We start from the raw sequence: 23,300 nt of genomic DNA, 5'->3' as shown, positions 1-23,300 counted from the left end.
TCAAACAGCGAGGTTTTTTCTTTTGACCTATTGTAAATTCGTTTCAGTTTATGAATAATTAAGTATGTATTTCGTATCTCTAAATGTATTTGGAAAGGACACATTCATGGCTTTATCGACACCTTTAAAAAAACAACCGCTCGTTAAAAAACAAGAAACAGTATATTATGTATTATTTGTCATTGGGATCTGCCATTTATTAAATGACTCGCTGCAAGCGGTTATTCCAGCTATGTTTCCTATTCTAGAACGTTCAATGAACCTGACATTCACCCAGCTGGGCTTTATTGCTTTTGCATTAAATATGATTTCGTCTGTCATGCAGCCTTTGATCGGCTGGTATACGGATAAACGGCCTGTTCCTTACGCTCTGCCGATAGGCCTTTCAAGCAGCATGTTTGGCATCCTCGGCCTGGCTTTTGCCCCGAACTTTGAAACAATATTGCTCTGTGTCGTTTTCATCGGAATAGGTTCTGCCGTTTTTCATCCTGAAGGCTCCCGAGTCGCTTTTTTGGCGGCCGGTCCGCGGAGAGGACTGGCGCAGTCCATTTATCAAGTCGGCGGAAATACAGGACAGGCACTGGCACCGTTAATAACCGCACTCGTGTTAGTGCCATTCGGACAGCTTGGAGCCGCATATTTCACCTTAGTCGCCGCTCTTGCTGTCATCTTTCTAATGTATATTGCCAAATGGTATTCATTCAAGCTGGACACGATTTCAAAAGAACCGAAGAAAATAAAGAAGACCAAGGCAGGCTCCGGTGCAAATAGAAAATCGATTCGATTTGCACTTGTTATCATTATTTTTATTATCTTCGCCCGTTCTTGGTACATAAGCTCAATTTCCAATTTTTACGCGTTCTATGCAATAGAAAAATACGGCTTAAGTATTCCCGAATCGCAAGGTTATGTATTTTTGTTTTTAATTGCAGGAGCTGTCGGAACCTTTTTAGGTGGTCCTTTTGCAGATCGTTTTGGCAAGCGCACGGTAATTATTGCTTCTTTAGCCAGCTCCGTTCCGCTTGCATTGGCGCTTCCTTTTGCAGGACCTGCTCTTGCTTATATTTTAATTGCCGTTATTGGCCTATTCTTAATGTCGAGCTTTTCTGTCACTGTTGTTTATGCACAGGAGTTGATTCCCGGAAAAATCGGCATGATGTCGGGGCAGACGGTTGGTCTTGCATTTGGGATGGGCGCCATCGGATCAGTCGCCCTTGGCTTGATTATTGATACATTCGGTCTTACAGCAACGATGATATCGATTGCACTTTTACCTATCCTCGGCACCGCTGCCTTTATGCTTCCAAGCGACCAAAAGCTGAGTGAGTGGCAAAAAGCTTAAACACGAAAGGTCCTATTCCCAAATGGAAATTTCAATTTAATGAAGCACCAAATGTTTACGTATGTCCAAACCACCAAGAACTAACCTATCGAACTTCGCCCCGAGAGGGTATAGAAAATATATATCGAATTCAAAAATTTGCGAGAATTGTTCCCTCCTTTCCCGATGTATAAGATCTAAAAAATAAAAGTGAAAGTCATTACATATCATGTGTGGGAAGTTCATAAAGAAAAGGTAAAAATGCTTTATAAATTTCGAAAAGAAAAAATGGCGCGAAGCTTCGCAGACTCAAAAGAGCTGCATGGGCTTCGTTATTGCCGGTTACGGGGGGATTAAAGAACGCAAGTGAGCAGGTTCTACTAACTGCAGCGTGGCAATCCATATCGATTCAAAAGTTCATTAAAATTTCCATCGATTAAGAAACCCATAGAAAAAGCTTGTCGAGAAAAATACCCCTTTCTCGACAAGCTGAAGGCCTCTCTTTAAAAAAGGACCTTTCTTCTAATTTATGATTTATAAACCAAATGAATTGTTGTGGTATCTTCTGTTATATTAATCGTGTGCTCAGAATCATTTCCAGCTTTTACGTCATATAGAATGACATCATATTTCCCAGTCTGTGTCTCCCACTTAATGTTTCCATCTTTATCAGTAGTACCGATCTCATGCCCAATGTCATTGCTGGTATGCAAATCTTCTGTTACTTTTATATTTTTTAGCGGTTTATTGTCTTTATCGCTCACATTAATAGTAACTGTTGCCATAACGGGCTGTTCCTCTTCTTTATTATTGGCACTGCTGCAAGCAGAAATGAGTACAAAGAACAAAGTGAAGAGTAGACAATTCGAGATGAATTTTAACATTATAACCCCTTCCAGTAGCTTAAATTATCAAACTTAGCCTCTGTAATTCGAGTGCCTACGTTGTAATAGGATGAATAACCCCCTGAATGAATCCCGACTGCATGATTAGTTGACTTGTATACAGGGGCTCCACTTTGACCACCATGCGTATCAATATGATATCCAATCCGATTCGATAAAGACCACTGTATGCTCCCAGAATGCTCCCACATTGTACCCATAGGTTTATCAACTGGATATCCCTGAAGAATTACTCCGGTTCCATTAAGGGATGACAATTGCCAACTATAACCTAACCATCCAACTGTGTTCCCTAAACTTTTTGCAACTTTGATCGCTCCATAGTCATAGTCAGAATTTTCGTTTTCTGTCCAGCCTTTTACAGAGTAAAAAGTGGTTCCCATAGTATAGCTAAATGGATTACTCCTGCCGGTTTTGCCTGGAATAACTGTTATAGATGTTGCCCAGCCGCCTTTACTTTTGTCATGTACACAATGGCCGGCCGTAGCGACTGTATCAGGGTCTATAAAAAATCCTGTGCATCGATAAGAACCAGGAGCTTTAGGGTACTTTACATCAAGGAATGTAACTGTTCTATTGGGATATGTTGTAGTGGGATTGACTCTTGTTCTGTTATCTGTTCCGATAACTACGTTTGTGTCGATTTCTTCAGGAGAGTTTGGTTTTTCGTTTTCATCATAGGATTCATCCATAGTAGGGTTTAATTTTCCTGTTCCTTCAAAAGGAGGGGAAGAACTTTTCTCTCCCATTGTTCTCTTAAATTCTTGCATTTTTTCTTTCGATACTTCTTTCCCATCACTCGATACAGGGAGATCACGATCATCAAAAACCGGTACGGTGTCAGTGGTAGAAGCAAAAGATGTAAGGGGTAAAATCAATGAAACTAGCAAGAAAACGGTGGCCAAAAACAGACTAACATTTAGCTTTTTTAACATATTCCTCCTTGAATTCATTTTCCAAAAAAAAAGAAATATGGGTATGTCTAATTTTAACAATACAAAGCGAGCGTTTTCAACAAAAATCTGATATATTAACATTTTTTTACAAATACCAATGTCTTCAATGTGTAAAGATTAAAAGAAAAAAAGGTTACGAAAGACAATGAAATTGATGGAGGGGGAATGGTGTAAACGCTTGTCCAGCAACCAGATATTGCTTGCTCTCAGGCCTAAGAACACCCTGATTTTTGGTGTTCTTTTTTCTTAGTTCTGCATTGTAGTCACTCCAGGCTGTATAGCAGGTTTCCTTTGAACATTTCCTGAGGAAATTTGATGTTTATAACAGCTAATGACGATTGATGTAGTAACGATCGATAGAATCGAGGATAGTCCATTGCTGAATCCTACTGTGTACATACCACTGCAAACGACAACCATATCAAATATCAAGTTAACTTTGCCAGGATTCCAGCCGTATTTTCTTTGTAAAAATAATGCCATTATATTTGCCCCGCCAAGAGATGCCCCATTTTTAAACAGTAAAGTGAGTCCAAATCCGATGAAAAGCCCGCCTATTATGGCGCCAAAAAGCAGCGGAATCGTAAATCCCGGAAGAAAAGCGTCGAACCATGTTAGCACTGATAATAAGGATACAGAAAAAAGAGTCATTAACGTAAATCGCCAGCCCATTTGTATGATGGAAAACAAATAAAAAGGTAAATTAATAACGAAGAAAATAACGGCAAACGGAAGGTGAAAAAAGTAGGACAGATTTAGGGAGAGCCCTGCTGTACCGCCTGTGATTAAATGAGAATGTCTCAATATGATAACTCCCAAAGCAGTTATTATGCATCCCAATATTATATATGAAAGCTTTCTCACCAATCCCACCACCTGTTACTCATTTTGTATATTATTAATGGTACATTTTTGATACGATGATTTACATAGAATAGTGAAGGTAATTAGGATGTCTAACATTTAAAATGAAGAAAAAAATTGAAATAAGCATTCAATTTGAAGGGATGATTTTTGTGGATCAATTGGACGTGAAATTGCTGCAGCTTTTGCAGGAGGATGGGCGGATTACAATAAGTGAGCTTTCCAAACGATTGGCATTAAGCAGGCCGAGCATTTCAGAACGAATAGCCAAGCTGCAAGAGAGCGGGGTAATTGAAGGCTTTGGCGCAAGAATTTCTCCAGCAAAACTGGGAAAGGATACATTGATGATTATTCGGATCACAGGGCTTCAGGTAACTCCGCAAAAATTTGAAAGCTTTATTCAAGAGCAGGAAGAAATCATAGAGTGCCACCGGGTGACTGGCGAGGTATCTTATTTTATGAAAGCAGCTGTCAGCGGAATCGGTGCCATGGGACTGCTTATCGACCGGTTGATTCCTTACGGGATTCCGAATACGTCGATTATTATTTCATCACCTGTTCCATTTCGTCACATGCTGCCTGAAGAGGGTTGAACGATAAAGTGAATCTTCACCGTTCGACAAAGCTGGACAGAAAAAGTGATATATCCGAGTCAGTCACATGTTTTCTGTACTGCCAGGTTTTGAAGCAGGAGCTTGATTTAGTTCCTGCTCCGAAAGCTCATAATACTTCGGCCTTGTCATAAACAGCAGTTGCATTAATCATTAATAAAGGCAATTCGATACAAAAAGTGGTTCCTACATCCTTTTTGCTGGTGACTGAAATCGTACCGTTCATTTCTTTAATAATATTGTAAGTGATAGTTAAACCGACTCCGGTTCCTTTGATTTTTGTTGAATAGTATGGCGTGCCGAGATTCTGGATTTGTTTTTTTGTCATGCCTATCCCGTTATCAATAATTTCAATACACACATTATTATTTTTTTTATACGTATTTATCGTTAACGTGCCATTTGAATCTATGGCCTCTACCCCGTTTTTCATAATATTTAATAGAGCCTGCTTCAATTCACTTCTATTTCCTTTAATAAACAGTCCTTCCTCAATTGATGAAAAGATAGCAATATTATGAGTATTAGTATAGGAGGTAATTATATCTATTGCCGATTGGACTTCAAAGGAGATTTGTATCTCTTCTTTCACCTCTTTGCCTGGTTTGGCTAAAGATAAATAATCGTTAATGACTCCCTCTGTTCTTTTCAATTCTTCTAAAGAAATAGCAATATACTTCATCTGCTTTTCATTTAAATTGTCGTTCGTTTTCATCAATTGCAAAAAACCTTTGACAGATGTCATCGGATTTCTTACCTCATGGGCAACCGAAGCTGCCAACTGACTGATCGTATTCAGTCTCTCTGAGTCGATAATTTGTTTTTTATAAACGATTTGAATATCTAAATTTTCAATGATGAGTACAAGGATTAAGAGAGTTACATAAGTCAGGAAGGAGAAAAGCATCATGGAAATCAGTTGTGCCAGCTCGTTTAACAATAGCAGGCTGATTGCTCTTGTGAACGCAATTCCCCAGAAAAAGAGACTAATGCTATATAATTTTTTCCTCAAAGGATAAGAAGAAAAGTTTCTGCTAATTAAAATAAGAGCCACTGCTGCAATGAAATAATTAACCAACGTAACATAAAAACCATTCCCTCCAAACCAATAACGATACATAAGCATGAGCCCCACAAGCATTACACCTGGCTTCACCCCGTCATACAAGAAAGCAATGATGATCGGAATAACCCGAAAATCATAATGGTAACCATCAGAAAATAATACTGGATTTGTCATGGTTAAAAACAGAGAAATGAACAATGTTCCAAACAAAAAAGAAATGAATTTCTTCCTATTAAGTTTGTCTTCTTTGATGAATAAATGGTAAATAACCATTGGTAGGATCATGACTAAAATATGGTAGGAAACCTGTTCGATTGACTCGATCATTGCATCAGTCCAGTCTTTTAGAGCATTAATGAAAAAATAATTCTTTAGTCTCATAATACTCCAAAACATATACTAAACCCTGCTAGGATATTTTATTTATTTTTCTTACAAGTCTGTTCACTTGTCTACACTACATATACCTTTTTAGTTTCCATACTTATACATTAACTAAAAAAACAACCTGATCCCCCTTGTTACAGGAACTTAGGCTGCTCAATTATTCGTCCTTATCGCTTTACACGAACATCAGTAAACACATCCGATGCATCATCACTGTTCGAGGAAAACTCAGAGATGATCGCTCCGAGCTCACCAGCTTGAAACCAGTGGAGCGTATCGGGCTCAATTGTATATTGCTCACCAGGATGAAGAATAATTTCCTTCTGGGCTGTATAATACTCAAGGTCTTCCACTGGCGGCAGAACAGTCGGTGGCACAATTGCCTCGCCTTCCACAAACAAATGGATACGTCCAAAGCGGCAGCGGAATGTTTCTTGCTTCCCAGGAGTTCCATCTTTCCGCCTTGGGTGTTTATGCTCAGGGCATGTTTGATAAGGGAACGGGACAAGTTCTTTTGCATGCGTTGTTTTCCCTTTAGGAAGTATCCCCATTAGTGTACTGACACGCGTCCTTTTTTAATCGAATGCTTGGAGTTCGTTACCTTCCATAGTGAGCAGTAACTACTTACTGAAAACCTTCTCTTCTTAAACAATCTTTTAAAACAAATATTGTCACAATCGTTTATCGTATTCTCACTTTTTCTACAGCATGTCCTCCGAATTCATTACGTAGAGCAGCTACTACTTTTCCTGTAAAGGTATCAACTTCCAAAGAGCGGTAACGCATTAATAGGGACAAAGCAATAACAGGCGTGGCTGTTTGTAGATCGAGAGCTGTTTCAACAGTCCATTTCCCTTCACCTGAAGAATGCATAATCCCTTTTATTTCTTCTAATTTTTCATCTTTAGAAAAGGCCCGCTCTGTTAACTCCATGAGCCATGAACGAATCACTGACCCATTGTTCCATACTCTTGCCACTTTTTCGTAGTCATAATCAAATTCGCTTTTCTCTAAAACATCAAACCCTTCACCAATAGCAGCCATCATCCCATATTCAATCCCATTATGGACCATTTTTAGAAAGTGACCGCTTCCTGCTTTTCCTGCATATAAATATCCGTTTTCTATTGCAGTGTCACGGAAAATAGTTTCTACAACATTCCAAGATTCAGGATCGCCACCAACCATGTAACAAGCTCCGTTACGGGCACCTTCCATCCCGCCGGATGTTCCAACATCCATAAAGCTAACACCATATTGCTTTAACCGATTGTACCGGTTAATGGATTCCTTGTAGTGAGAATTCCCTGCTTCAATGACGATGTCCCCATTATTTAATAATGGCGTAAGTTCATTAATCACTGAATCAACAACTGTATGGGGAACCATTAACCAAAGAACTCTTGGCTGCTCTAATGATTGAACAAGCTCTAACAAACTAGAAGTACCTTTAGCTCCGTACTTTTCCATTTCTTCTACAGCCCGTTGATTTAGATCAAAAGCCGTGACTTCATGCTTAAGATCAATTAAATTCTTACCTATGTTCAATCCCATTTTTCCTAAACCGATTAAACCGACCTTCATATTGACGTCTCCTTTAAGTAGTTTTATAAAAAGATTTTTGGCTTTTTTGTCATTCATCTTTTTTCTAGGAATTATCTATGGTTAACAGTAAAACAACTTTTTGCCCTTTAACATCCAGCCCTTCACATCCAAGAATTTAGTCCCACCAAATAAAACCATCCTCTTGCAATAAATGATGTGAAGCTTCAGGACCCAATGAGCCTGAACGGTAGGGATGAAGCGGAAGGAGATTTTCCCCAAATGCTTCGAGGACCGGCTGTACCCATTCCCACGATAGTTCAACTTCTTTCCAATGTGCAAAGAACCTTGAATCACCGCGGAAAGCATCGAGCAACAAAAGTTCATAGGCCTCTGGCATATCATTAGAATTAGCTGAAAAATTTACAGTGATAGGCTCAATTTGATTCGTTAATGAGTTTTTCATATTTAATTGCAGTGAAACACATTCGTGCGGACTAATTTGGATGATTAGAAGGTTAGGAGCTATTGCATTTTGTTGAGACATATCTTCCGATGCGTTTTTGAATTCAATTACGATGCGTGTTGATTTTTCCTTCATTCTTTTTCCTGTACGGATATAGAATGGGACCCCGCTCCAAAAACGATCATCAATCCATAAACGAGCAGCAATGAAAGTATCATTTGTTGAATAATCCCCAATTCCAGGCTCCTCTGTATATCCAACAACCGCTTTGCCATCAATTTCGCCTGAGGAATATTGCCCGCGTATAACATTTGTTAGGACACTTTCCTTCTCTAAAGGCCTAAGAAACTCCATAATTTTTCTCTTCTCATTCCTAATCTCTTCGGCATTGATGTTGTTAGGGAGATGCATTGCGATCATCATTAGAAGCTGTAGCAAATGGTTTTGAAACATATCTCGGACGGCCCCTGCATGGTCGTAATAATCGGCTCTATCTTCTACTCCAACTGTCTCACTTGCCGTAATTTGCACATTGGCAATGTGCTGATTATTCCATAACGCTTGAAGCACAGGATTAGCAAATTCTAATACCTTAAGGTTTTGGATCATGGGCTTTCCAAGATAATGGTCTATGCGATAAATCTCCTCTTCTTCAAATGCCCGGCTTAATTTTTCGTTTAGCTCTAAAGCTGAATTTAGATCATGTCCAAATGGCTTTTCTATAATGAGGCGTTTCCATCCTTTTTTAGGGCTTAACCCACTTTCGTTAATATTTGAGGTAATGACATCCACAAACTCCGGTGCAACCGATAAATAAAACATGCGGTTTTCAGGGATATGTAATTGCCCTTCGCGTCTTTCAATAATTTCAAGTAAACTTTTATAATCTTCATTCTTTGTTACGTCCAAGGAACAATATCGAAATGCATCAAGAAACTTTTCCATTTTGGAAGTATCGTTGATTGAACGCCTAGAGAATGTTTTAACTGATTGTTCAACATGGGTTTGAAATGAATAGTGAGACCATACTCTTCTTCCTAAACCTATAATCGAAAATGCATCAGGCATCTTGTCATTAATAAACAAATTATATAAAGCAGGAAAGATTTTCCTTTTAGCCAAATCCCCTGTTGCCCCAAACAAAACAAAGGTCATAGAATCCAATTCCATCGTCTTTATGACATCAAGAGCATTCTTATCAATTGGAATAGTTGAAGTATTCACTCGATTTCCCTCCTATGTTTTTTTCCTCTTGTTAGAACTAAGTATACTGTTTATAATAATTATGTGTAAGTACACACTTTATTTTTACATAGTGTCTAAAAGTATACTTTGATTAAGATGAATAAATAGGGAGGGGAACTAATGGGGCATCTTTGTAATAAGACGTTTAACTGTGAAAAGGAATTAACACTTGCTGTTATTGGTGGAAAATGGAAAATGTTGATTTTATGGCATTTAGGCAAAGAGGGAACAAAGCGCTTTAACGAGCTAAAATCTCTCATACCGAGTATCACTCAAAGAATGCTTGTAAACCAATTGAGAGAATTAGAAGAAGACCTTATTATTCATCGTGAAGTCTATCCCGTTGTACCTCCTAAAGTAGAATACTCACTGACTGAACAAGGAAAAACCCTACTGCCCATTCTCGAATCAATGTACCAATGGGGTAAAAACTACATGGAAACTAACATGAAAATCGAGGAAAAAAACGAATCTATACAATAGAACTACTTGAGTTAAATTATAGGATGGCCAAACACACCACGTGCAGCAACTTTTTTATAAGATTGTTGCATGTGGTATTTTAATGTTTCTTCTTACCTAATTCCTTTATGCTTCCCTCCCCTGCAAAAGCAGCCACTGACTGAATCAATTGTTCTACATCATGTCATCTCTTTTTTTCTTCTTCACAAACGCCATCTTTCATGGTTTCAGATTTTTTCTGTGGGTGATCCTGCCCTCATTCACTTAATCGTTCCAGGCAATTTTTCTTAGCTATTTTAGATTCTGTATAAAATTATATTTTTTATTAATTCGACTTTTTATGAAAGGAGTCAGACATCAAATAAGCTGCCGCCAACGCCCCTTCTTAGATACCACACCGTGCACAACTTTTTGGCAAAGTACGTAAAAAAAGCTGTTGAAAATATTTTTCAACAGCCTGACAATTAAAAAATTTTTTTTATAAAGACTCCTTCTCAAAATATTCATGTATAAAAAGGATTTCTCCACTCCATTAGTGTTCCGTAATTACATGATTCTTGGTCCTCTAAATAATTAGCTATTACTTGAATTGGGGTGCGGCCACAACGAAGCAAAAATGTAATTACCGGATCCTTTAATTCGCCTTTTATGACAGCTTCTAGGTATTGCTCTGGCGTCATTTCCTTTGCTTTTTTATAATATCCCGGCATTCTTCCACCACCTAACAGCCGTTCCAGTTGCTTATATATAACAACGTCATACATGGATGACATCAGCCATTTCCCCAAACCTAATTTCCGGAAGGAGGGACGTACGCCAATATCAACAACATAGAGCGTATTGCCATTTGGGTTATGGTTTCGAATATATCCATTATCTGTGATTTCTTCCCATGTATGTTCAGGATTAGTTGGATCAAAATCAACCAACAAAGCGGTTATTGAGCCGGCAATTTCTCCATTAACCTCTATACACAAAGCTCCTTCGGAAAACAAGGTAACATGGTTTTTCAACTGTTCTGTTTTCCACCATAATTCAGACGGGAAAGGAGGAGGAAAACTTTCTTTCTGAATAAGAATTAAGTCAGGAAAGTCTTTTTCTTCATAATTTCGGATTACTGCAGGAATGGGATGATTCTGGTCAAATACGAAAAAATCCTTGAAATATGCCATACTTCCTCCTTACGCTTGGATAACAGATTCTTTTTCCCAATCTGGATAAAGATCAATACGTCGATCACGCCACGTGGTCACCGAGCCATTTTCCCGAACTTGATATAACAGTTCTAAATCAAGATCTGTAGTCACAACCATATCTTCATTAACCTCTCCTTCTACTAGGATGCCACGAGGAGGAAAGGGGATATCATTTGGTGTAATCACAGCCGCTTGTCCGAAGTTCGCTCTCATAAAATCTACAGTAGGAAGAGAGCCCACTGTACCAGTGGAGACAACATAGACTTGGTTTTCGACTGCCCTCGCATGGCTGGTGTAACGGACACGGTAGAACCCATGACGATCATCTGTACAAGAAGGACAGAAAATAATATCGGCCCCCTTCGCTTTTGCCATTCGAACAACTTCTGGAAATTCAATGTCGTAGCAGGTTAAGATGGAGATTCTTCCTTTTTTAGTCTCAAACACTTCTAGGCTTTCACCAGGAGTCATGTTCCATTCTGCCAATTCAGTTGGAGTGATATGAAGCTTTGCTTGTTCCTCTATTCTTCCATCTGGATAGAATAAATGGGCAACATTATATAAACGCCCCCCTCTATTAATGACATGTGTTCCTCCAATAATATGTATCTGGTTTTTTATCGCCAAACTCATAAATAAAGAACGATACTGATCAGTAAAATGTGGGATATCCTGGATGGTCAAGGGTTGACCTAGTTGGTTGCCTATGGACATGAGTTGAGTTGTGATAAATTCAGGAAATAGGACAAAATCAGCTCCGAATTCTTCTGCCGTTTTAACATAGTGTTCCACTTGATTTGCGAATTCATCAAAACATTGTATGGTATGAAGATGATATTGAACTGCCGAGACTCTTAGTTTCATAAGCTCCTCCTTCTTCTTACAATTATTCCGGTAAAATTTCTTTGCATCTATATTATGATTTAGTGATGTAAATATTATTAGAAAAACAATAACCTTTAACAAGTACGCACATTTGTTTTACTTAGTAACAAAAAATACACTAAAGGAAATCGTTGTGAAAATATCGACGATAATTTAAATCGAAAAATAGTCAATCCATTCATTCGATTCCCTCCTATTTTCTATAACGCTTCACATTCTTCAAATTAAAAAACTCTGTGAGTCTATCTAACAACTTAGTATAAATATCATTAACTAATCTTTACTTTAAAATATACAAGTTGCTAATTCTACTAACGGAGATTAGGAAGAAAGGTAAAGTATGATCTTTTAAATGCAAGTTAACTTAATTTGTTAGTAAATACATATCGCGGATGACAGTTGTGGGAGAGTGCAAATTTTAAAGCCGCCGAAGGAGCAAGTTCCAAAAAGACCCTTGGAACAAATCTCTCAGGTAGATGGGACCACAAGTGGACGCAACTCTGGAGAGCGCGTATATAGTATGACGCCACCAAAGGGGAAGACTCTATGAAAAATGAATGGAGTTAAACTCTCAGGTAAAAGGACAGAGAAGGGTAGAGACGCTACACTACCCTTCTCTGTCTTTTTTTGTATGCAAAAAAGTTTTCACAGAAAAGTAAGTCAGTAGCAAGAAAGAATGTTAGTGTCTCTAACTATACTAATATCTTCAAGTTATAGTTTGGTACAGCCAATGGAATCTAAACAAAATTTCAAGGAGGAGTAAAAATGGGTTTACGACAAAATGATTCCACCATTTTTGAAGCCATTGAGAAGGAGCGACATCGTCAACATCAAACACTGGAGTTGATCGCATCAGAAAACTTCGTAAGCGAAGATGTATTAGAAGCAATGGGAAGCGTGATGACAAATAAATATGCAGAAGGCTATCCAGGGAAGCGTTACTATGGCGGATGCGAATTTGTTGATGTGGCAGAACAAGCGGCTATTGAGCGCCTAACCAAGCTGTTTGGTGCCAAATATGCAAATGTCCAGCCACACTCGGGTGCACAAGCAAACCTTGCTGTTTTTTATGCATTGCTTCAGCCTGGTGATAAAGTGATGGGAATGAATCTTTCACATGGTGGCCACTTAACTCATGGAAGCCCTGTCAGCATTTCAGGAAAATGGTTTGAGATTGTGTCCTATGGCGTAAGAAAAGATACTCACTTGATAGATTTCGATGAGCTGAAAGCCATGGCGAAAAAAGAGAAACCAAAATTGATCATTGCAGGAGCAAGCGCCTACTCAAGAACGATTGATTTTACACGCTTTAGGGAAATTGCAGATCAAGTTGGAGCCAAACTCATGGTGGATATGGCTCATATTGCAGGACTTGTCGCAGCAGGTCTTCACCCATCTCCAGTACCATATGCGGATGTGGTGACAAGTACGACGCATAAAACATTGAGAGGGCCGCGCGGCGGTATCGTTTTAACAAATGATGAGGAGATTATGAAAGATATTAATAGAGCCGTGTTCCCAGGGATTCAAAGTGGACCGTTAATGCACATCATTGCAGCCAAGGCGGTTGCCTTCAACGAAGCTTTGCAGCCAAGTTTTAAGGCTTATGCCCAACAAATCATGGAAAACGCAGTAACACTTGGCGAAACATTAAAGAAAGAAGGGGCAACGCTTGTCTCTGGAGGCACTGATAATCATATTGTCCTTTTAGATGTGCGTCCGTGGAACTTAACAGGAAAAGAAGCAGAGAAATTATTAGAAGAAGCGGGTATTACCGTCAATAAAAACACGATTCCATATGATCCTGAAAGTCCGTTTGTCACAAGCGGGATTCGTATGGGAACAGCAGCTTTAACAACTCGTGGCATGAAGCAGGATGAAATGGTGAAGATTGGGAAAGTGATCGCTGCTGTTCTAAAAAGCAAAGGAGACATAGAAGTTCTTGAACAAGCAAAAGAAACGACTAAAGCGATTTGTGGGTCATATCCGTTATTTCAACAGCTAATCACTGTATAAGAAGGAGGCATCGTCATGGAATATCAAAGTTGTTTTGATATAATCGGCCCAATTATGGTGGGACCGTCGAGCTCTCATACGGCAGGTGTCGTGTCAATCGGAAAATTTATTCATGACCTGTTAGGCGGTTGTCCAGAGGAGGCTAATATTGTATTTTACGATTCCTTCTCTGAAACTTATCAAGGACATGGAACGGATAAAGCACTGCTTGGTGGATTGCTTGGAATGGATGCAGATGATCCACGAATTAAACAATCCTTAGAATCGGCAAAAGAGCATGGAATGCAGTACTATTTGGAGTTTGAAGACAGATGCGTCTATTTTGACCACCCAAATACAACAATCGTGACAGTCAAACGCGGTGATTGCATTGTAAAAGTTGGCGGTGTATCACTTGGGGGTGGCCTATCTAAAATCTTTATGATTGACGAAGAGATGATAGATATTCGTCTAAGCGCTGGTGATGACTTTGGAGATATTGCCAATCAGTATCAACTAAGTAAGAAATTACTTATGGAGGAAATGTAATGGAAGTAAAATCCATGGTGGAGTTGATTGAAGCTTGTGAGCGTGAGCAAAAAACCATTGGTGAAATGATGCTGATGATGGAAGTGAAAAAGTCAGGAAAAGACGAAGAAACCATTATCAACATGATGGAAGAGCGATTGATCAAAATGAAAGAAGCCGTTGATAGTGGGATGAACGATGCCTCGACTGCACCAAGTGGTATTTCCGGCGGGGATGCTGTGAAAATGTATGACTACATCAATCAAGGAAAAACGCTGTCAGGAAATTATATTAGTGATGCAATGACTTTCTCCCTGGCAACCTCTGAAAGCAATGCACGAATGGGCGTTATTGTGGCTACTCCAACAGCTGGAGCAGCCGGTATTTTGCCCGGTGTATTATTTTCATTGCATAAAAATGAGGGTGCCTCTTATAAAGACTTAGTCATGGGCTTGTTTACGGCTAGTATGCTTGGTTTTGTGATTGCGAATCGTTCCTTTATTTCAGGAGCAGCCGGGGGGTGTCAAGCAGAAGTAGGATCTGCAGCGGCTATGGCTGCGGGGACAATCGTAGAGCTAAAAGGAGGTACACCAAAACAAGCCGTGAATGCGACAGCAATTTCCATGAAATCACTATTAGGTTTAGTCTGTGACCCAGTTGCCGGTCTTGTTGAAGTACCTTGCATAAAGCGAAATGCGATTGGCACATCGATTGCCTTTTCAGCTGCAGATTTATCTCTTGCTGGTGTGGAAAGCCGAATTCCATGTGATGAAGTCATTGAAGCGATGTATAGGATTGGAAAAGATATGCCTCGAACACTTCGGGAAACGGCACTTGGCGGTCTCGCCATGACCGAAACAGGTAAAAAGGTAAAAGAACAGTTATTTTGTAAAAGATTTTAATCGGAGGTGAATTAATGAGCACAGGAACAGTATTAAAGCGAACACCGCTTTTTGAAAAATATATAAAATACGGTGCAAAGGTCATTAATTTTTGCGGATGGGAACTTCCGGTACAGTTTTCAAGCATCTTAGAAGAGCATGAGGCTGTCCGAAAGGAAGCAGGACTCTTTGATGTCTCTCATATGGGAGAAGTGCTTGTTGAAGGTAAAGGTGCGGAGAGTTATATTAATCACCTTGTAACAAACGATGTAACAAAACTGAGTATCAATCAGGCACAATATACAGCTATGTGTTATCCGGACGGTGGTACAGTCGATGACTTGGTTGTTTACAAGTTAGCGAATGAAAAGTACCTACTTGTGATTAATGCAGCAAACATTGAAAAAGATTACGAGTGGATGGAGCTACATCTAAGAGGAGACGTGACGCTTCATAATATTTCAAGTGACCTTGCACAGCTTGCTATCCAAGGTCCAAAGGCAGAAGGCATCTTACAAAAGTTAACGGCAACAGACTTAACTGAAATTGGTTTTTTCCGCTTTGCTCAACATACCAATCTAAATGGGATTACAGATGTGCTTATATCCCGAACAGGTTACACAGGGGAGGACGGTTTTGAACTTTATTTGGCAGCGGATAAAGCAGAAGCACTTTGGGATAATCTTCTAGAAGTGGGAAAGGAAGATGGCTTAAAACCATGTGGACTTGGTGCGCGTGACACTCTTCGCTTTGAAGTACGTCTTGCGCTGTATGGCCAAGAACTCACAAATGAAATTAGTCCGCTTGAAGCAGGAATCGGTTTTGCCGTTAAAACGAACAAAGAAAGTCATTTTATCGGCAAAGACATCCTTACGGCTCAAAAAGAAGAAGGGTTAAAACGGAAATTAGTTGGGATTGAAGTAACAGGAAGGGGCATACCTCGTCATGGTTACAAAGTATTCTCAGCGGGTGAAGAGGAGATCGGCTTTATTACATCCGGTACCCATTCCCCGTCTCTAAAGAAAAACTTAGGTCTTGCAATCATATCGGCGGAACATGCTGAAGCCGGGACGCAGCTAAAAGTTGAAATCCGTAATAAGATGATTGATGCCATTGTTGTCAAAGCGCCATTCTATAAAAATGGTTCTTGAAATTTTTAATAGGATTAGAAAGTCTCTCTTTTTTAACGAGTTCATGTGTCTAGCTCCAAGCGTAATCGACTCTCGGATCTAGCCAAACGTTTGTTGACACTTAAGGACGCCTTACGCTTTTCTTAATAGAGTCATAGGATAATATTCAGGGATTTCAAGTCACCTTACATGCAGTCATGTGAAAGAAAAAATCTCTCGAATAATTTTATAAATAATCATAATTTTACAAAAAGATATTATGAAAGGAATAAAAATAATGACAAATACGACAGCAAACTTACTATACAGCAAGGAACATGAGTGGGTATTACAATTAGACGGAAATCGAGTACGAATCGGAATCACTGATTATGCACAAAAGCAGTTAGGAGATATCGTCTTTGTTGAAAACCCTGCAGTCGATGATAAAGTAACAGCTGATGAATCCATGGGAACAGTTGAATCAGTTAAAGCAGTTTCTGAACTTTACGCTCCAGTATCAGGTTCGGTTCTTCGCGTAAACGAGGAACTGTACGATACTCCTGAGACGATCAACGGACAGCCATATGAAGAAGGTTGGTTAGTAGAAGTAGAAATATCCAATCCGGAAGAGTTAGAATCGCTTTTAAATGAGGATGAATATCAAGCATTTATTAATGAAGGAGAGGCATAAGATGACCAATACTTATAGATACCTTCCTGATACGAAACAAGATCAAGAGGAGATGCTCGCTCTTTTGAATATTTCTTCCATAGATGAGTTATTTGAAGATATTCCATCTGACATTCGGTTAGATGGTGAGCTCAACATTCCGAAAGCTGTTCCTGAATCGCTTCTTTTGAAAAAAATGCATGGACTTTCTTCACGAAACAAAAATGCCAATCACTATCCGACTTTTCTCGGTGCCGGTACATATGATCATTACATTCCAAGTGTAGTAAATCATATGATTTCACGTTCCGAATTTTATACAGCGTATACTCCCTATCAACCAGAAATCAGCCAAGGTGAGTTACAAGCCATTTTTGAGTTTCAAACCATGGTTTGTGAGCTGACAGGAATGGATGTAGCCAATTCTTCGATGTACGACGGCTTTACTTCACTTGCAGAAGCTGCATCACTTGCCGTTGCCTCAACAAGACGTTCAAGAGTGCTTGTATCAAAGGCCGTTCATCCTGAATCCCGTGCCATTTTAAATACGGTAGCAGATGGACAAGGGTTTACAGCGGATGAAGTGAATCTTGCTGCTGATGTTACAGACTTGGAAAAGCTGCAAGAACAAATTGAAAAGGACACTGCTGCCGTCATTGTTCAATACCCGAACTTCTTTGGTTCCATTGAAGATTTATCATATATAAAGAAAATTACGGAGGCAAAAGGAGCACTTTTCATCGTCAGTGCCAACCCACTGGCATTAGCGCTTCTGCAGGCACCAGGTAAACTCGGGGCCGATATAGTTATCGGTGATATGCAACCTTTAGGAATACCAATGGCCTTTGGCGGTCCACACTGCGGGTATTTTGCGGTTCATCAAAAATTTATGCGCAAAGTACCCGGTCGTATTGTAGGACAAACGAAAGATGAGCAAGGAAACCGTGGATTCGTGTTAACATTGCAAGCACGTGAACAGCATATTCGCCGCGATAAAGCGTCGTCAAATATTTGTTCCAACCAAGCTTTAAATGCTCTTGCCTCTTCTATTTGTATGGCAGCACTCGGAAAGCAAGGAATTCGTCAAATGGCACAGCTGAATGTTGAGAAAGCTGATTACATGGCAAAGTCCCTACAAAGGAAAGGATTTATTATTGTGAATCAGGCACCATTTTTTAATGAATTTGTGGTGGAACTTCCCCATCCAGTCAAGGAAGTCAATGAAAAACTTCTTGAAGCAGGAATCATCGGAGGATTTGACTTAGGAAGTGATTACGGCGTTGATAATCAAATGCTCATTGCAGTGACTGAACAGCGAACAAAAGAAGAGATTGACAAATTTGTAGAGGTATTGGAGGCGATTGTAAATGGTTGAATATAAAGAGCTAATCTTTGAAATCAGTCGTCCAGGGCGTGTGGGGTCAAGTCTTCCGGAAAGTGACGTGGAAAGCATTGATTTAAATGATAAATTTCCGAAACATTTGATTCGTGATCTACCAGCCGAGCTCCCGGAAGTATCAGAGCTTCAGCTTGTGCGCCATTATACAGCACTTTCTAATAAAAACCACGGAATCGATAATGGTTTCTACCCGCTTGGTTCTTGTACGATGAAATACAACCCGAAAATTAATGAAGACGTGGCACGTTTCGAGGGCTTTAGCCGTATCCATCCGTATCAGCCAGCTGAAACGGTACAAGGGGCATTAGAGCTTTTATATGAATTACAGGAAGAGTTGGCTGAGATCACAGGCATGGATTCGGTGACATTACAGCCTTCTGCAGGGGCTCAAGGGGAATGGACCGGTTTAATGATGGTAAAGGCTTATCTTGAGCAAAAAGGAGAAAAAAGAACAAAGGTACTGGTTCCGGACTCAGCACACGGTACAAATCCTGCAAGTGCAACCGTTGCCGGTTTTAAAACGGTCACTATTCCATCCAATGAAAATGGTTTGGTGGATTTAGAAGAATTAAAGAAGCACGTTGACGATGATACAGCCGCATTGATGTTAACTAACCCTAATACACTTGGATTGTTTGAAAAAGAAATTGTGGAAATCGCTAAAGTTGTTCATGAAGCAGGTGGCTTATTATACTATGATGGCGCAAATGCTAATGCAATTTTAGGAAAAACAACACCAGGTAAAATGGGCTTTGACATCGTGCATTTAAATCTTCATAAGACGTTTACCACGCCTCATGGCGGCGGCGGCCCGGGCGCCGGTCCAGTCGGTGTGAAAAAAAAGCTCCTTCCGTATTTACCAGTGCCACGTATAGAAAAAGATGGTAAGAAATATGTGCTGAATTCTACTTATCCGCTATCAATCGGCCGTGTGAAAGGGTATTATGGAAACTTTGGTATTTTGGTTCGTGCGTATACCTATATACGCACAATGGGGCCAGATGGACTACGTCAAGTATCTGAAGGTGCAGTGCTTCATGCGAACTATCTTCGTAAAAAGCTTGAGCCGTATTTTGAAGCACCGTATTCGCAAATTTGCAAGCACGAATTTGTGTTATCTGGTTCCAGACAGAAAAAGCTGGGTGTAAGAACACTTGATATGGCAAAACGTCTACTTGATTTTGGCTATCATCCGCCAACGATCTACTTCCCTTTAAATGTAGAGGAATGTTTAATGATTGAACCGACCGAAACAGAGTCAAAAGAAACCATGGATGCCTTTGCAGATGTTATGATTCAAATTGCCAAAGAAGTGGAAGAAAATCCTGGTGTCGTATTAGAGGCGCCGCATACAACAGTCATTGGCCGATTGGATGAAGTGCGAGCAGCTAGACAACCAATCTTGCGTTATACAAAAGAGGAAGCAGCAGAGAAAGAAACCGCAAAAGCATAAACTACTTTTTGGGTTGAAAATGAATCACCAGGAATGGAGGTAAAGAGAAACATATTTTCTCGCTTGTTCATTCTTGGTGGTTTTAAATAAATCAACGTCAATACTGGATAGATATCATATGCGTGACTGGTTTCAGTCGATTTTATGGTCCGCACTTAGGAGTGAATGATATGACCACCGATTATGTTCGTAAACCAGAATGGCTCAAAATTAAATTAAATACGAATGAACAATATATAGGATTTAAAAAAATGATGCGCGAAAAAAAGCTCCATACGGTCTGTGAAGAAGCGAAATGTCCTAACATTCATGAATGTTGGGCTGTACGTAAAACGGCAACCTTTATGATTTTAGGAAGTGTATGCACACGTGCTTGCCGATTCTGTGCGGTTCAAACAGGGCTTCCGACAGAGCTTGATTGGGAAGAGCCGGAACGTGTGGCAGAATCAGTGGAACAGATGGGCTTAAAGCATGTCGTGATTACGGCTGTTGCCCGAGATGATCTAAAAGACGGTGGGGCTCGAGTTTTTGCGGAAACGGTACGGGCAGTGAGGCACCGCAATCCGTTTTGCAGCATTGAAGTCCTTCCATCTGATATGAATGGGGAACTTGACAACTTAAAAATATTAATGGATGCAAGACCAGACATATTAAATCACAACATTGAAACTGTGAGACGCTTATCACCGTCAGTTCGTGCACGTGCAACATATGAACGTTCACTTGAGTTTTTGAGACGCGCAAAACACATAAACGCCATTATTCCAACGAAATCAAGTATTATGATTGGTCTGGGAGAAACCAAAGAAGAAATCATGGAAACGATGGATGACCTTCGGGCTAACGATGTTGACATTATGACAATAGGTCAATATTTGCAGCCGACCAAACGTCATTTGAAAGTACAAAAATATTGGAATCCACAAGAATTTAAGGAATTGAAGGAAATTGCATTGTCAAAAGGGTTTAGCCACTGTGAAGCAGGTCCACTCGTTCGTTCTTCCTACCATGCTGATGAACAGATTCAAGCAGCGAAAGCGAATGTGTAATCAGGTAAGATAAGACATTGGTGAGAAGGAGAGGATTCAATGGTTATAACATTAACAGAGACAGCAATGGACAAGCTACAAGCAATAGAGTTGAAGGAGGAACAATTTCTTCGGATTGACGCTGATATAGCAGGCGGCTGCGGACTATCTGTCAAATTTGCGATTGTTCTTGATAAACCGCGCTGCAACGATACAGTTATTGAATGTGATGGAATTCAATTTCGAATGGATCGTTTTACTAAACGTTATTTAGATGAAGAGGTCCAAATTGATTATACAGATGAACGTGGCTTTCTTATTGGAGAAATCTTAACTTCAAGTGCATGTGCAGGGGGCAAATAAGTACGTTCTCATAGATTCTAAGCAGGAGAAAGACAAGCAATTCAGTATGTTCTATGCAGCAGACAATATAATATAAACGAAGATTGCGGAGGGTGAGGACATTGGCAGGAATGGAGATCGTATCAAATTTCAATTCCCGCTCTTAATGAAGACCCTCAGATTCCGGAAATCACCATTAAGAATTTTCGTAATTTCCCCATTGGATTTATCCACCTTTCAATATAAACGTTTATTCTTATAAAAGTGAAGATCTAATTATATAAAAGAGCATATCAAGTGTTGAACGACCACTAGATACGCTCTTTTTTTATTCTCTATTAAAACGAAAGATACTCTGAAATCAAGAAATCAGCAGGCAGCTAAGTTTCATGCAGCGTACTTGGTTGCTTGCTGATTCCTTAATTCACATAGAGTAATAAATTAAAGCTATTCCTTTTTGTCTCTACTACAAGATAAACAAGCACCTTAGTTTCTTAATAATTCTGTCTTACTGTCTCCTTTGATTAACTCTTGGTTATTATCATTTAATACACGTTCAATGCGTTTACGAAGCATTTTCATACCACTCCCTCCGGCTTGAAAATGACGAAGCTTTCCTTCTTTATCAAATACGTAGTAAGCTGGAACGTACTTATTTTCAAATACATCCGTTAATTTAAGTTCACTGTCTACCAAAATAGGCTGTATAATATCATGCCCCAGCGCCATTGCTTTAATCACATTTAGATCCAAGTCATCTTCTGATCGAGGCATATGAACTGCTACAACATTCAAGTGATCCGTATATTCATCGCGTAGTTTATTTATATCCGTCATAGCTTCTTTACATAAAAGCAGCTTACAGACCAGAAATGAATTAATGTTACTTTTTCTCCAACCAATTGTTCTTTTGTTATTTCTCCATTAATCCAGGAAGTGCCACCTGTTAACTCTGGCATTTGTTCTCTTAACTTCATAATTCCATCCCTCCTCTAAGTTTTTTATGCTTAATTTTAAATACACTTTTACAATCATTACTCCACCCAAGCTTTTGCCACACTTCTATTCTTAGAAATCCATTTTTTTACGCCTTCTGCTTCAATTGTGGAATTTTTAATCTCAGATTCTAGCTTCGCTAACTGATCTGAGGTAATTGTAAACTCTCCAAGCCATTTAGCGACTTCAGGGTAATCTGCTGAGAATTCTTTGCGGCTAACCGCTTGAAGCTCTTCAGCTCCGTTTGGATTCATAAGTTTTTTAGGGTCGTCTAAATAACGCAGATTGTATTTTTCGAATGCCCAGTGAGGACGCCATAATGTAACCACAATCGGTTCTTTATTCGATACAGCTTTGTCCAGTTCTGCTAACATAGCTGGTGTACTGCTTCCAACTAAAGCCCAATCATTTAATCGATAACCAGGTAATGCTTTTCTACTGACGCCCATTAAACCGGCCCCCGGTTCAATCCCGATGATTTTTCCTTTTAATTTATCCTTATAGTTCTTTAAATCTTCTATTGATTGCACATCTAAATAGTCAGGTACCGCTAGTCCGTTATCCGCTTGATCATACCACGTTCCCAGCACTTCCAAATCATCACCAAACTTATCCATATAAGAGCCGTGTGTAGACGGCATCCAAACATCTAAAAATAGATCAACATTTCCTTGGGCCATTCCAGAGAAGATAGGGGCGACATCTGCCTGAACAGCTTTAACCTTGTATCCTTTTTTCTCTAACAACTCTTTCCATAAAAAAGTGACAGCTACATCTTCATCCCATGGTATGTATCCAATAGTTATTTCCTTTTCCTTATTTCCCCCTTTATTTGACTTACCCTGGTCCGTATCTGTTTCTGTATTGCTCGTACTACTACTATTACTACTCCCACATGCCGTTACAAACACCATCATTAATATGGTTGTAATAATAATGAAAAGTTTTTTTGTTTGTTTCAATGAAATATCACTCCTATCCGTTCTGTTT

21 protein-coding genes, 3 pseudogenes and 1 riboswitch are annotated in these 23,300 nt (G+C 39.5%); of the genes and pseudogenes, 13 read left to right on the top strand and 11 right to left on the bottom strand.

The genetic code is table 11. The features are described from left to right. Positions 1 to 106: 106 nt before the first annotated feature. A complete protein-coding gene (locus AM592_RS22840) occupies positions 107 to 1,342 on the top strand; it encodes an MFS transporter (protein ID WP_053605897.1) in 1,236 nt (411 codons plus the stop codon). A gap of 2 nt (positions 1,343 to 1,344) precedes the next feature. Next, positions 1,345 to 1,761, top strand: a pseudogene (locus AM592_RS24890) (transposase); the annotation flags it as partial. An 87-nt stretch (positions 1,762 to 1,848) separates the two neighbouring features. Here the strand turns inward: AM592_RS24890 and AM592_RS22835 are convergent. From AM592_RS22835 to AM592_RS22825, 3 genes are all read right to left on the bottom strand, one after another. Beyond that, positions 1,849 to 2,205 carry a DUF2606 family protein gene (locus AM592_RS22835; protein ID WP_053605896.1) on the bottom strand — a complete coding sequence of 119 codons (357 nt, stop codon included), beginning with the start codon at positions 2,203 to 2,205 and terminating at the stop codon, positions 1,849 to 1,851. After that, positions 2,205 to 3,161: a trypsin-like serine peptidase gene (locus AM592_RS22830; protein WP_053605895.1), complete on the bottom strand. Its 957-nt coding sequence runs from the start codon at positions 3,159 to 3,161 to the stop codon at positions 2,205 to 2,207. The genes AM592_RS22835 and AM592_RS22830 overlap by 1 nt, the downstream gene beginning before the upstream one ends. A gap of 267 nt (positions 3,162 to 3,428) precedes the next feature. Then, on the bottom strand, positions 3,429 to 4,046 hold the full coding sequence (locus AM592_RS22825; protein WP_053605894.1) for a YitT family protein: 618 nt from the start codon (positions 4,044 to 4,046) through the stop codon (positions 3,429 to 3,431). Positions 4,047 to 4,198: 152 nt separating this feature from the next. Between AM592_RS22825 and AM592_RS22820 the strand changes: the two genes are divergently transcribed. Next, positions 4,199 to 4,639 (top strand): Lrp/AsnC family transcriptional regulator, encoded by a 441-nt coding sequence (locus AM592_RS22820; RefSeq protein WP_053606226.1) that lies wholly within the window; start codon positions 4,199 to 4,201, stop codon positions 4,637 to 4,639. A gap of 127 nt (positions 4,640 to 4,766) precedes the next feature. Here the strand turns inward: AM592_RS22820 and AM592_RS22815 are convergent, their stop codons facing one another. From AM592_RS22815 to zwf, 4 genes and pseudogenes are all read right to left on the bottom strand, one after another. Further along, complete coding sequence (locus AM592_RS22815) at positions 4,767 to 6,104, bottom strand: ATP-binding protein (protein WP_158320338.1); 1,338 nt, start codon at positions 6,102 to 6,104, stop codon at positions 4,767 to 4,769. A 173-nt stretch (positions 6,105 to 6,277) separates the two neighbouring features. Next, positions 6,278 to 6,628 (bottom strand): annotated as a pseudogene (locus tag AM592_RS22810) (D-lyxose/D-mannose family sugar isomerase); the annotation flags it as partial. A gap of 163 nt (positions 6,629 to 6,791) precedes the next feature. Continuing rightward, positions 6,792 to 7,694: a phosphogluconate dehydrogenase (NAD(+)-dependent, decarboxylating) gene (gene gnd / locus AM592_RS22805; protein WP_053605891.1), complete on the bottom strand. Its 903-nt coding sequence runs from the start codon at positions 7,692 to 7,694 to the stop codon at positions 6,792 to 6,794. 136 nt (positions 7,695 to 7,830) lie between these two features. After that, positions 7,831 to 9,282 (bottom strand): glucose-6-phosphate dehydrogenase, encoded by a 1,452-nt coding sequence (zwf, locus tag AM592_RS22800; RefSeq protein WP_053606225.1) that lies wholly within the window; start codon positions 9,280 to 9,282, stop codon positions 7,831 to 7,833. Positions 9,283 to 9,483: 201 nt separating this feature from the next. Here zwf and AM592_RS22795 point away from each other — a divergent pair, with 201 nt between their 5' ends. Continuing rightward, positions 9,484 to 9,846, top strand: coding sequence for a winged helix-turn-helix transcriptional regulator (locus AM592_RS22795; protein WP_053605890.1), 363 nt, complete (start codon positions 9,484 to 9,486; stop codon positions 9,844 to 9,846). 482 nt (positions 9,847 to 10,328) lie between these two features. On the opposite strand, the gene AM592_RS22790 is transcribed toward AM592_RS22795, so the two are convergent. Beyond that, positions 10,329 to 10,997 carry a GNAT family N-acetyltransferase gene (locus AM592_RS22790; RefSeq protein ID WP_053605889.1) on the bottom strand — a complete coding sequence of 223 codons (669 nt, stop codon included), beginning with the start codon at positions 10,995 to 10,997 and terminating at the stop codon, positions 10,329 to 10,331. Positions 10,998 to 11,006: 9 nt separating this feature from the next. Continuing rightward, on the bottom strand, positions 11,007 to 11,885 hold the full coding sequence (locus AM592_RS22785; protein WP_053605888.1) for a carbon-nitrogen hydrolase family protein: 879 nt from the start codon (positions 11,883 to 11,885) through the stop codon (positions 11,007 to 11,009). Positions 11,886 to 12,396: 511 nt separating this feature from the next. Beyond that, positions 12,397 to 12,503, top strand: a riboswitch (glycine riboswitch). Between the two features lie 168 nt (positions 12,504 to 12,671). Between AM592_RS22785 and glyA the strand changes: the two genes are divergently transcribed. The 9 genes from glyA to AM592_RS22740 all read left to right on the top strand — a co-directional run bounded on the left by glyA (position 12,672) and on the right by AM592_RS22740 (position 21,335). Further along, entirely contained in the window at positions 12,672 to 13,922 is a 1,251-nt protein-coding gene (glyA, locus tag AM592_RS22780; protein ID WP_053605887.1) for a serine hydroxymethyltransferase, read from the top strand. Between the two features lie 15 nt (positions 13,923 to 13,937). Continuing rightward, positions 13,938 to 14,450: a serine dehydratase beta chain gene (locus AM592_RS22775; protein WP_053605886.1), complete on the top strand. Its 513-nt coding sequence runs from the start codon at positions 13,938 to 13,940 to the stop codon at positions 14,448 to 14,450. Then, positions 14,450 to 15,331 (top strand): L-serine ammonia-lyase, iron-sulfur-dependent, subunit alpha, encoded by an 882-nt coding sequence (gene sdaAA, locus AM592_RS22770; protein WP_053605885.1) that lies wholly within the window; start codon positions 14,450 to 14,452, stop codon positions 15,329 to 15,331. Before AM592_RS22775 ends, sdaAA begins: the two co-directional genes overlap by 1 nt. A 14-nt stretch (positions 15,332 to 15,345) precedes the next feature. Beyond that, positions 15,346 to 16,461 carry a glycine cleavage system aminomethyltransferase GcvT gene (gcvT, locus tag AM592_RS22765; RefSeq protein WP_053605884.1) on the top strand — a complete coding sequence of 372 codons (1,116 nt, stop codon included), beginning with the start codon at positions 15,346 to 15,348 and terminating at the stop codon, positions 16,459 to 16,461. Between the two features lie 256 nt (positions 16,462 to 16,717). Next, the gene (gene gcvH, locus AM592_RS22760) at positions 16,718 to 17,113 is read left to right on the top strand and encodes a glycine cleavage system protein GcvH (RefSeq protein WP_053605883.1); all 396 of its coding nucleotides are present in this window, start codon (positions 16,718 to 16,720) and stop codon (positions 17,111 to 17,113) included. 1 nt (position 17,114) lies between these two features. Further along, entirely contained in the window at positions 17,115 to 18,467 is a 1,353-nt protein-coding gene (gene gcvPA, locus AM592_RS22755) for an aminomethyl-transferring glycine dehydrogenase subunit GcvPA (protein WP_053605882.1), read from the top strand. After that, positions 18,460 to 19,944, top strand: a complete 1,485-nt coding sequence (gene gcvPB / locus AM592_RS22750; RefSeq protein ID WP_053605881.1) for an aminomethyl-transferring glycine dehydrogenase subunit GcvPB — start codon at positions 18,460 to 18,462, stop codon at positions 19,942 to 19,944. The genes gcvPA and gcvPB overlap by 8 nt, the downstream gene beginning before the upstream one ends. A 170-nt stretch (positions 19,945 to 20,114) precedes the next feature. Further along, entirely contained in the window at positions 20,115 to 20,993 is an 879-nt protein-coding gene (gene lipA / locus AM592_RS22745) for a lipoyl synthase (RefSeq protein WP_053605880.1), read from the top strand. 39 nt (positions 20,994 to 21,032) lie between these two features. Next, on the top strand, positions 21,033 to 21,335 hold the full coding sequence (locus AM592_RS22740) for an iron-sulfur cluster biosynthesis family protein (protein ID WP_053605879.1): 303 nt from the start codon (positions 21,033 to 21,035) through the stop codon (positions 21,333 to 21,335). 465 nt (positions 21,336 to 21,800) lie between these two features. Here AM592_RS22740 and AM592_RS22735 read toward each other — a convergent pair. Continuing rightward, positions 21,801 to 22,291 (bottom strand): annotated as a pseudogene (locus tag AM592_RS22735) (redoxin domain-containing protein). 57 nt (positions 22,292 to 22,348) lie between these two features. Then, complete coding sequence (locus tag AM592_RS22730) at positions 22,349 to 23,272, bottom strand: glycine betaine ABC transporter substrate-binding protein (protein WP_053605878.1); 924 nt, start codon at positions 23,270 to 23,272, stop codon at positions 22,349 to 22,351. Positions 23,273 to 23,300 lie beyond the last annotated feature (28 nt).

Origin of the sequence: Bacillus gobiensis, from assembly GCF_001278705.1 — a bacterium.
Lineage (GTDB): Bacteria > Bacillota > Bacilli > Bacillales > Bacillaceae > Bacillus > Bacillus gobiensis.
The sequence above is the reverse complement of the archived record's forward strand: the minus strand, read 5'-3'. Positions and strand labels throughout refer to the sequence as shown.

Coding starts and splice junctions, on each gene's coding strand:
- AM592_RS22840 (WP_053605897.1), top strand. CDS start 107: ATGGCTTTATCGACACCTTTAAAAAAACAACCGCTCGTTAAAAAACAA.
- AM592_RS22835 (WP_053605896.1), bottom strand. CDS start 2,205: ATGTTAAAATTCATCTCGAATTGTCTACTCTTCACTTTGTTCTTTGTA.
- AM592_RS22830 (WP_053605895.1), bottom strand. CDS start 3,161: ATGTTAAAAAAGCTAAATGTTAGTCTGTTTTTGGCCACCGTTTTCTTG.
- AM592_RS22815 (WP_158320338.1), bottom strand. CDS start 6,104: ATGAGACTAAAGAATTATTTTTTCATTAATGCTCTAAAAGACTGGACT.
- gnd (WP_053605891.1), bottom strand. CDS start 7,694: ATGAAGGTCGGTTTAATCGGTTTAGGAAAAATGGGATTGAACATAGGT.
- AM592_RS22795 (WP_053605890.1), top strand. CDS start 9,484: ATGGGGCATCTTTGTAATAAGACGTTTAACTGTGAAAAGGAATTAACA.
- AM592_RS22790 (WP_053605889.1), bottom strand. CDS start 10,997: ATGGCATATTTCAAGGATTTTTTCGTATTTGACCAGAATCATCCCATT.
- AM592_RS22785 (WP_053605888.1), bottom strand. CDS start 11,885: ATGAAACTAAGAGTCTCGGCAGTTCAATATCATCTTCATACCATACAA.
- glyA (WP_053605887.1), top strand. CDS start 12,672: ATGGGTTTACGACAAAATGATTCCACCATTTTTGAAGCCATTGAGAAG.
- AM592_RS22775 (WP_053605886.1), top strand. CDS start 13,938: ATGGAATATCAAAGTTGTTTTGATATAATCGGCCCAATTATGGTGGGA.
- sdaAA (WP_053605885.1), top strand. CDS start 14,450: ATGGAAGTAAAATCCATGGTGGAGTTGATTGAAGCTTGTGAGCGTGAG.
- gcvT (WP_053605884.1), top strand. CDS start 15,346: ATGAGCACAGGAACAGTATTAAAGCGAACACCGCTTTTTGAAAAATAT.
- gcvH (WP_053605883.1), top strand. CDS start 16,718: ATGACAAATACGACAGCAAACTTACTATACAGCAAGGAACATGAGTGG.
- gcvPA (WP_053605882.1), top strand. CDS start 17,115: ATGACCAATACTTATAGATACCTTCCTGATACGAAACAAGATCAAGAG.
- gcvPB (WP_053605881.1), top strand. CDS start 18,460: ATGGTTGAATATAAAGAGCTAATCTTTGAAATCAGTCGTCCAGGGCGT.
- lipA (WP_053605880.1), top strand. CDS start 20,115: ATGACCACCGATTATGTTCGTAAACCAGAATGGCTCAAAATTAAATTA.
- AM592_RS22740 (WP_053605879.1), top strand. CDS start 21,033: ATGGTTATAACATTAACAGAGACAGCAATGGACAAGCTACAAGCAATA.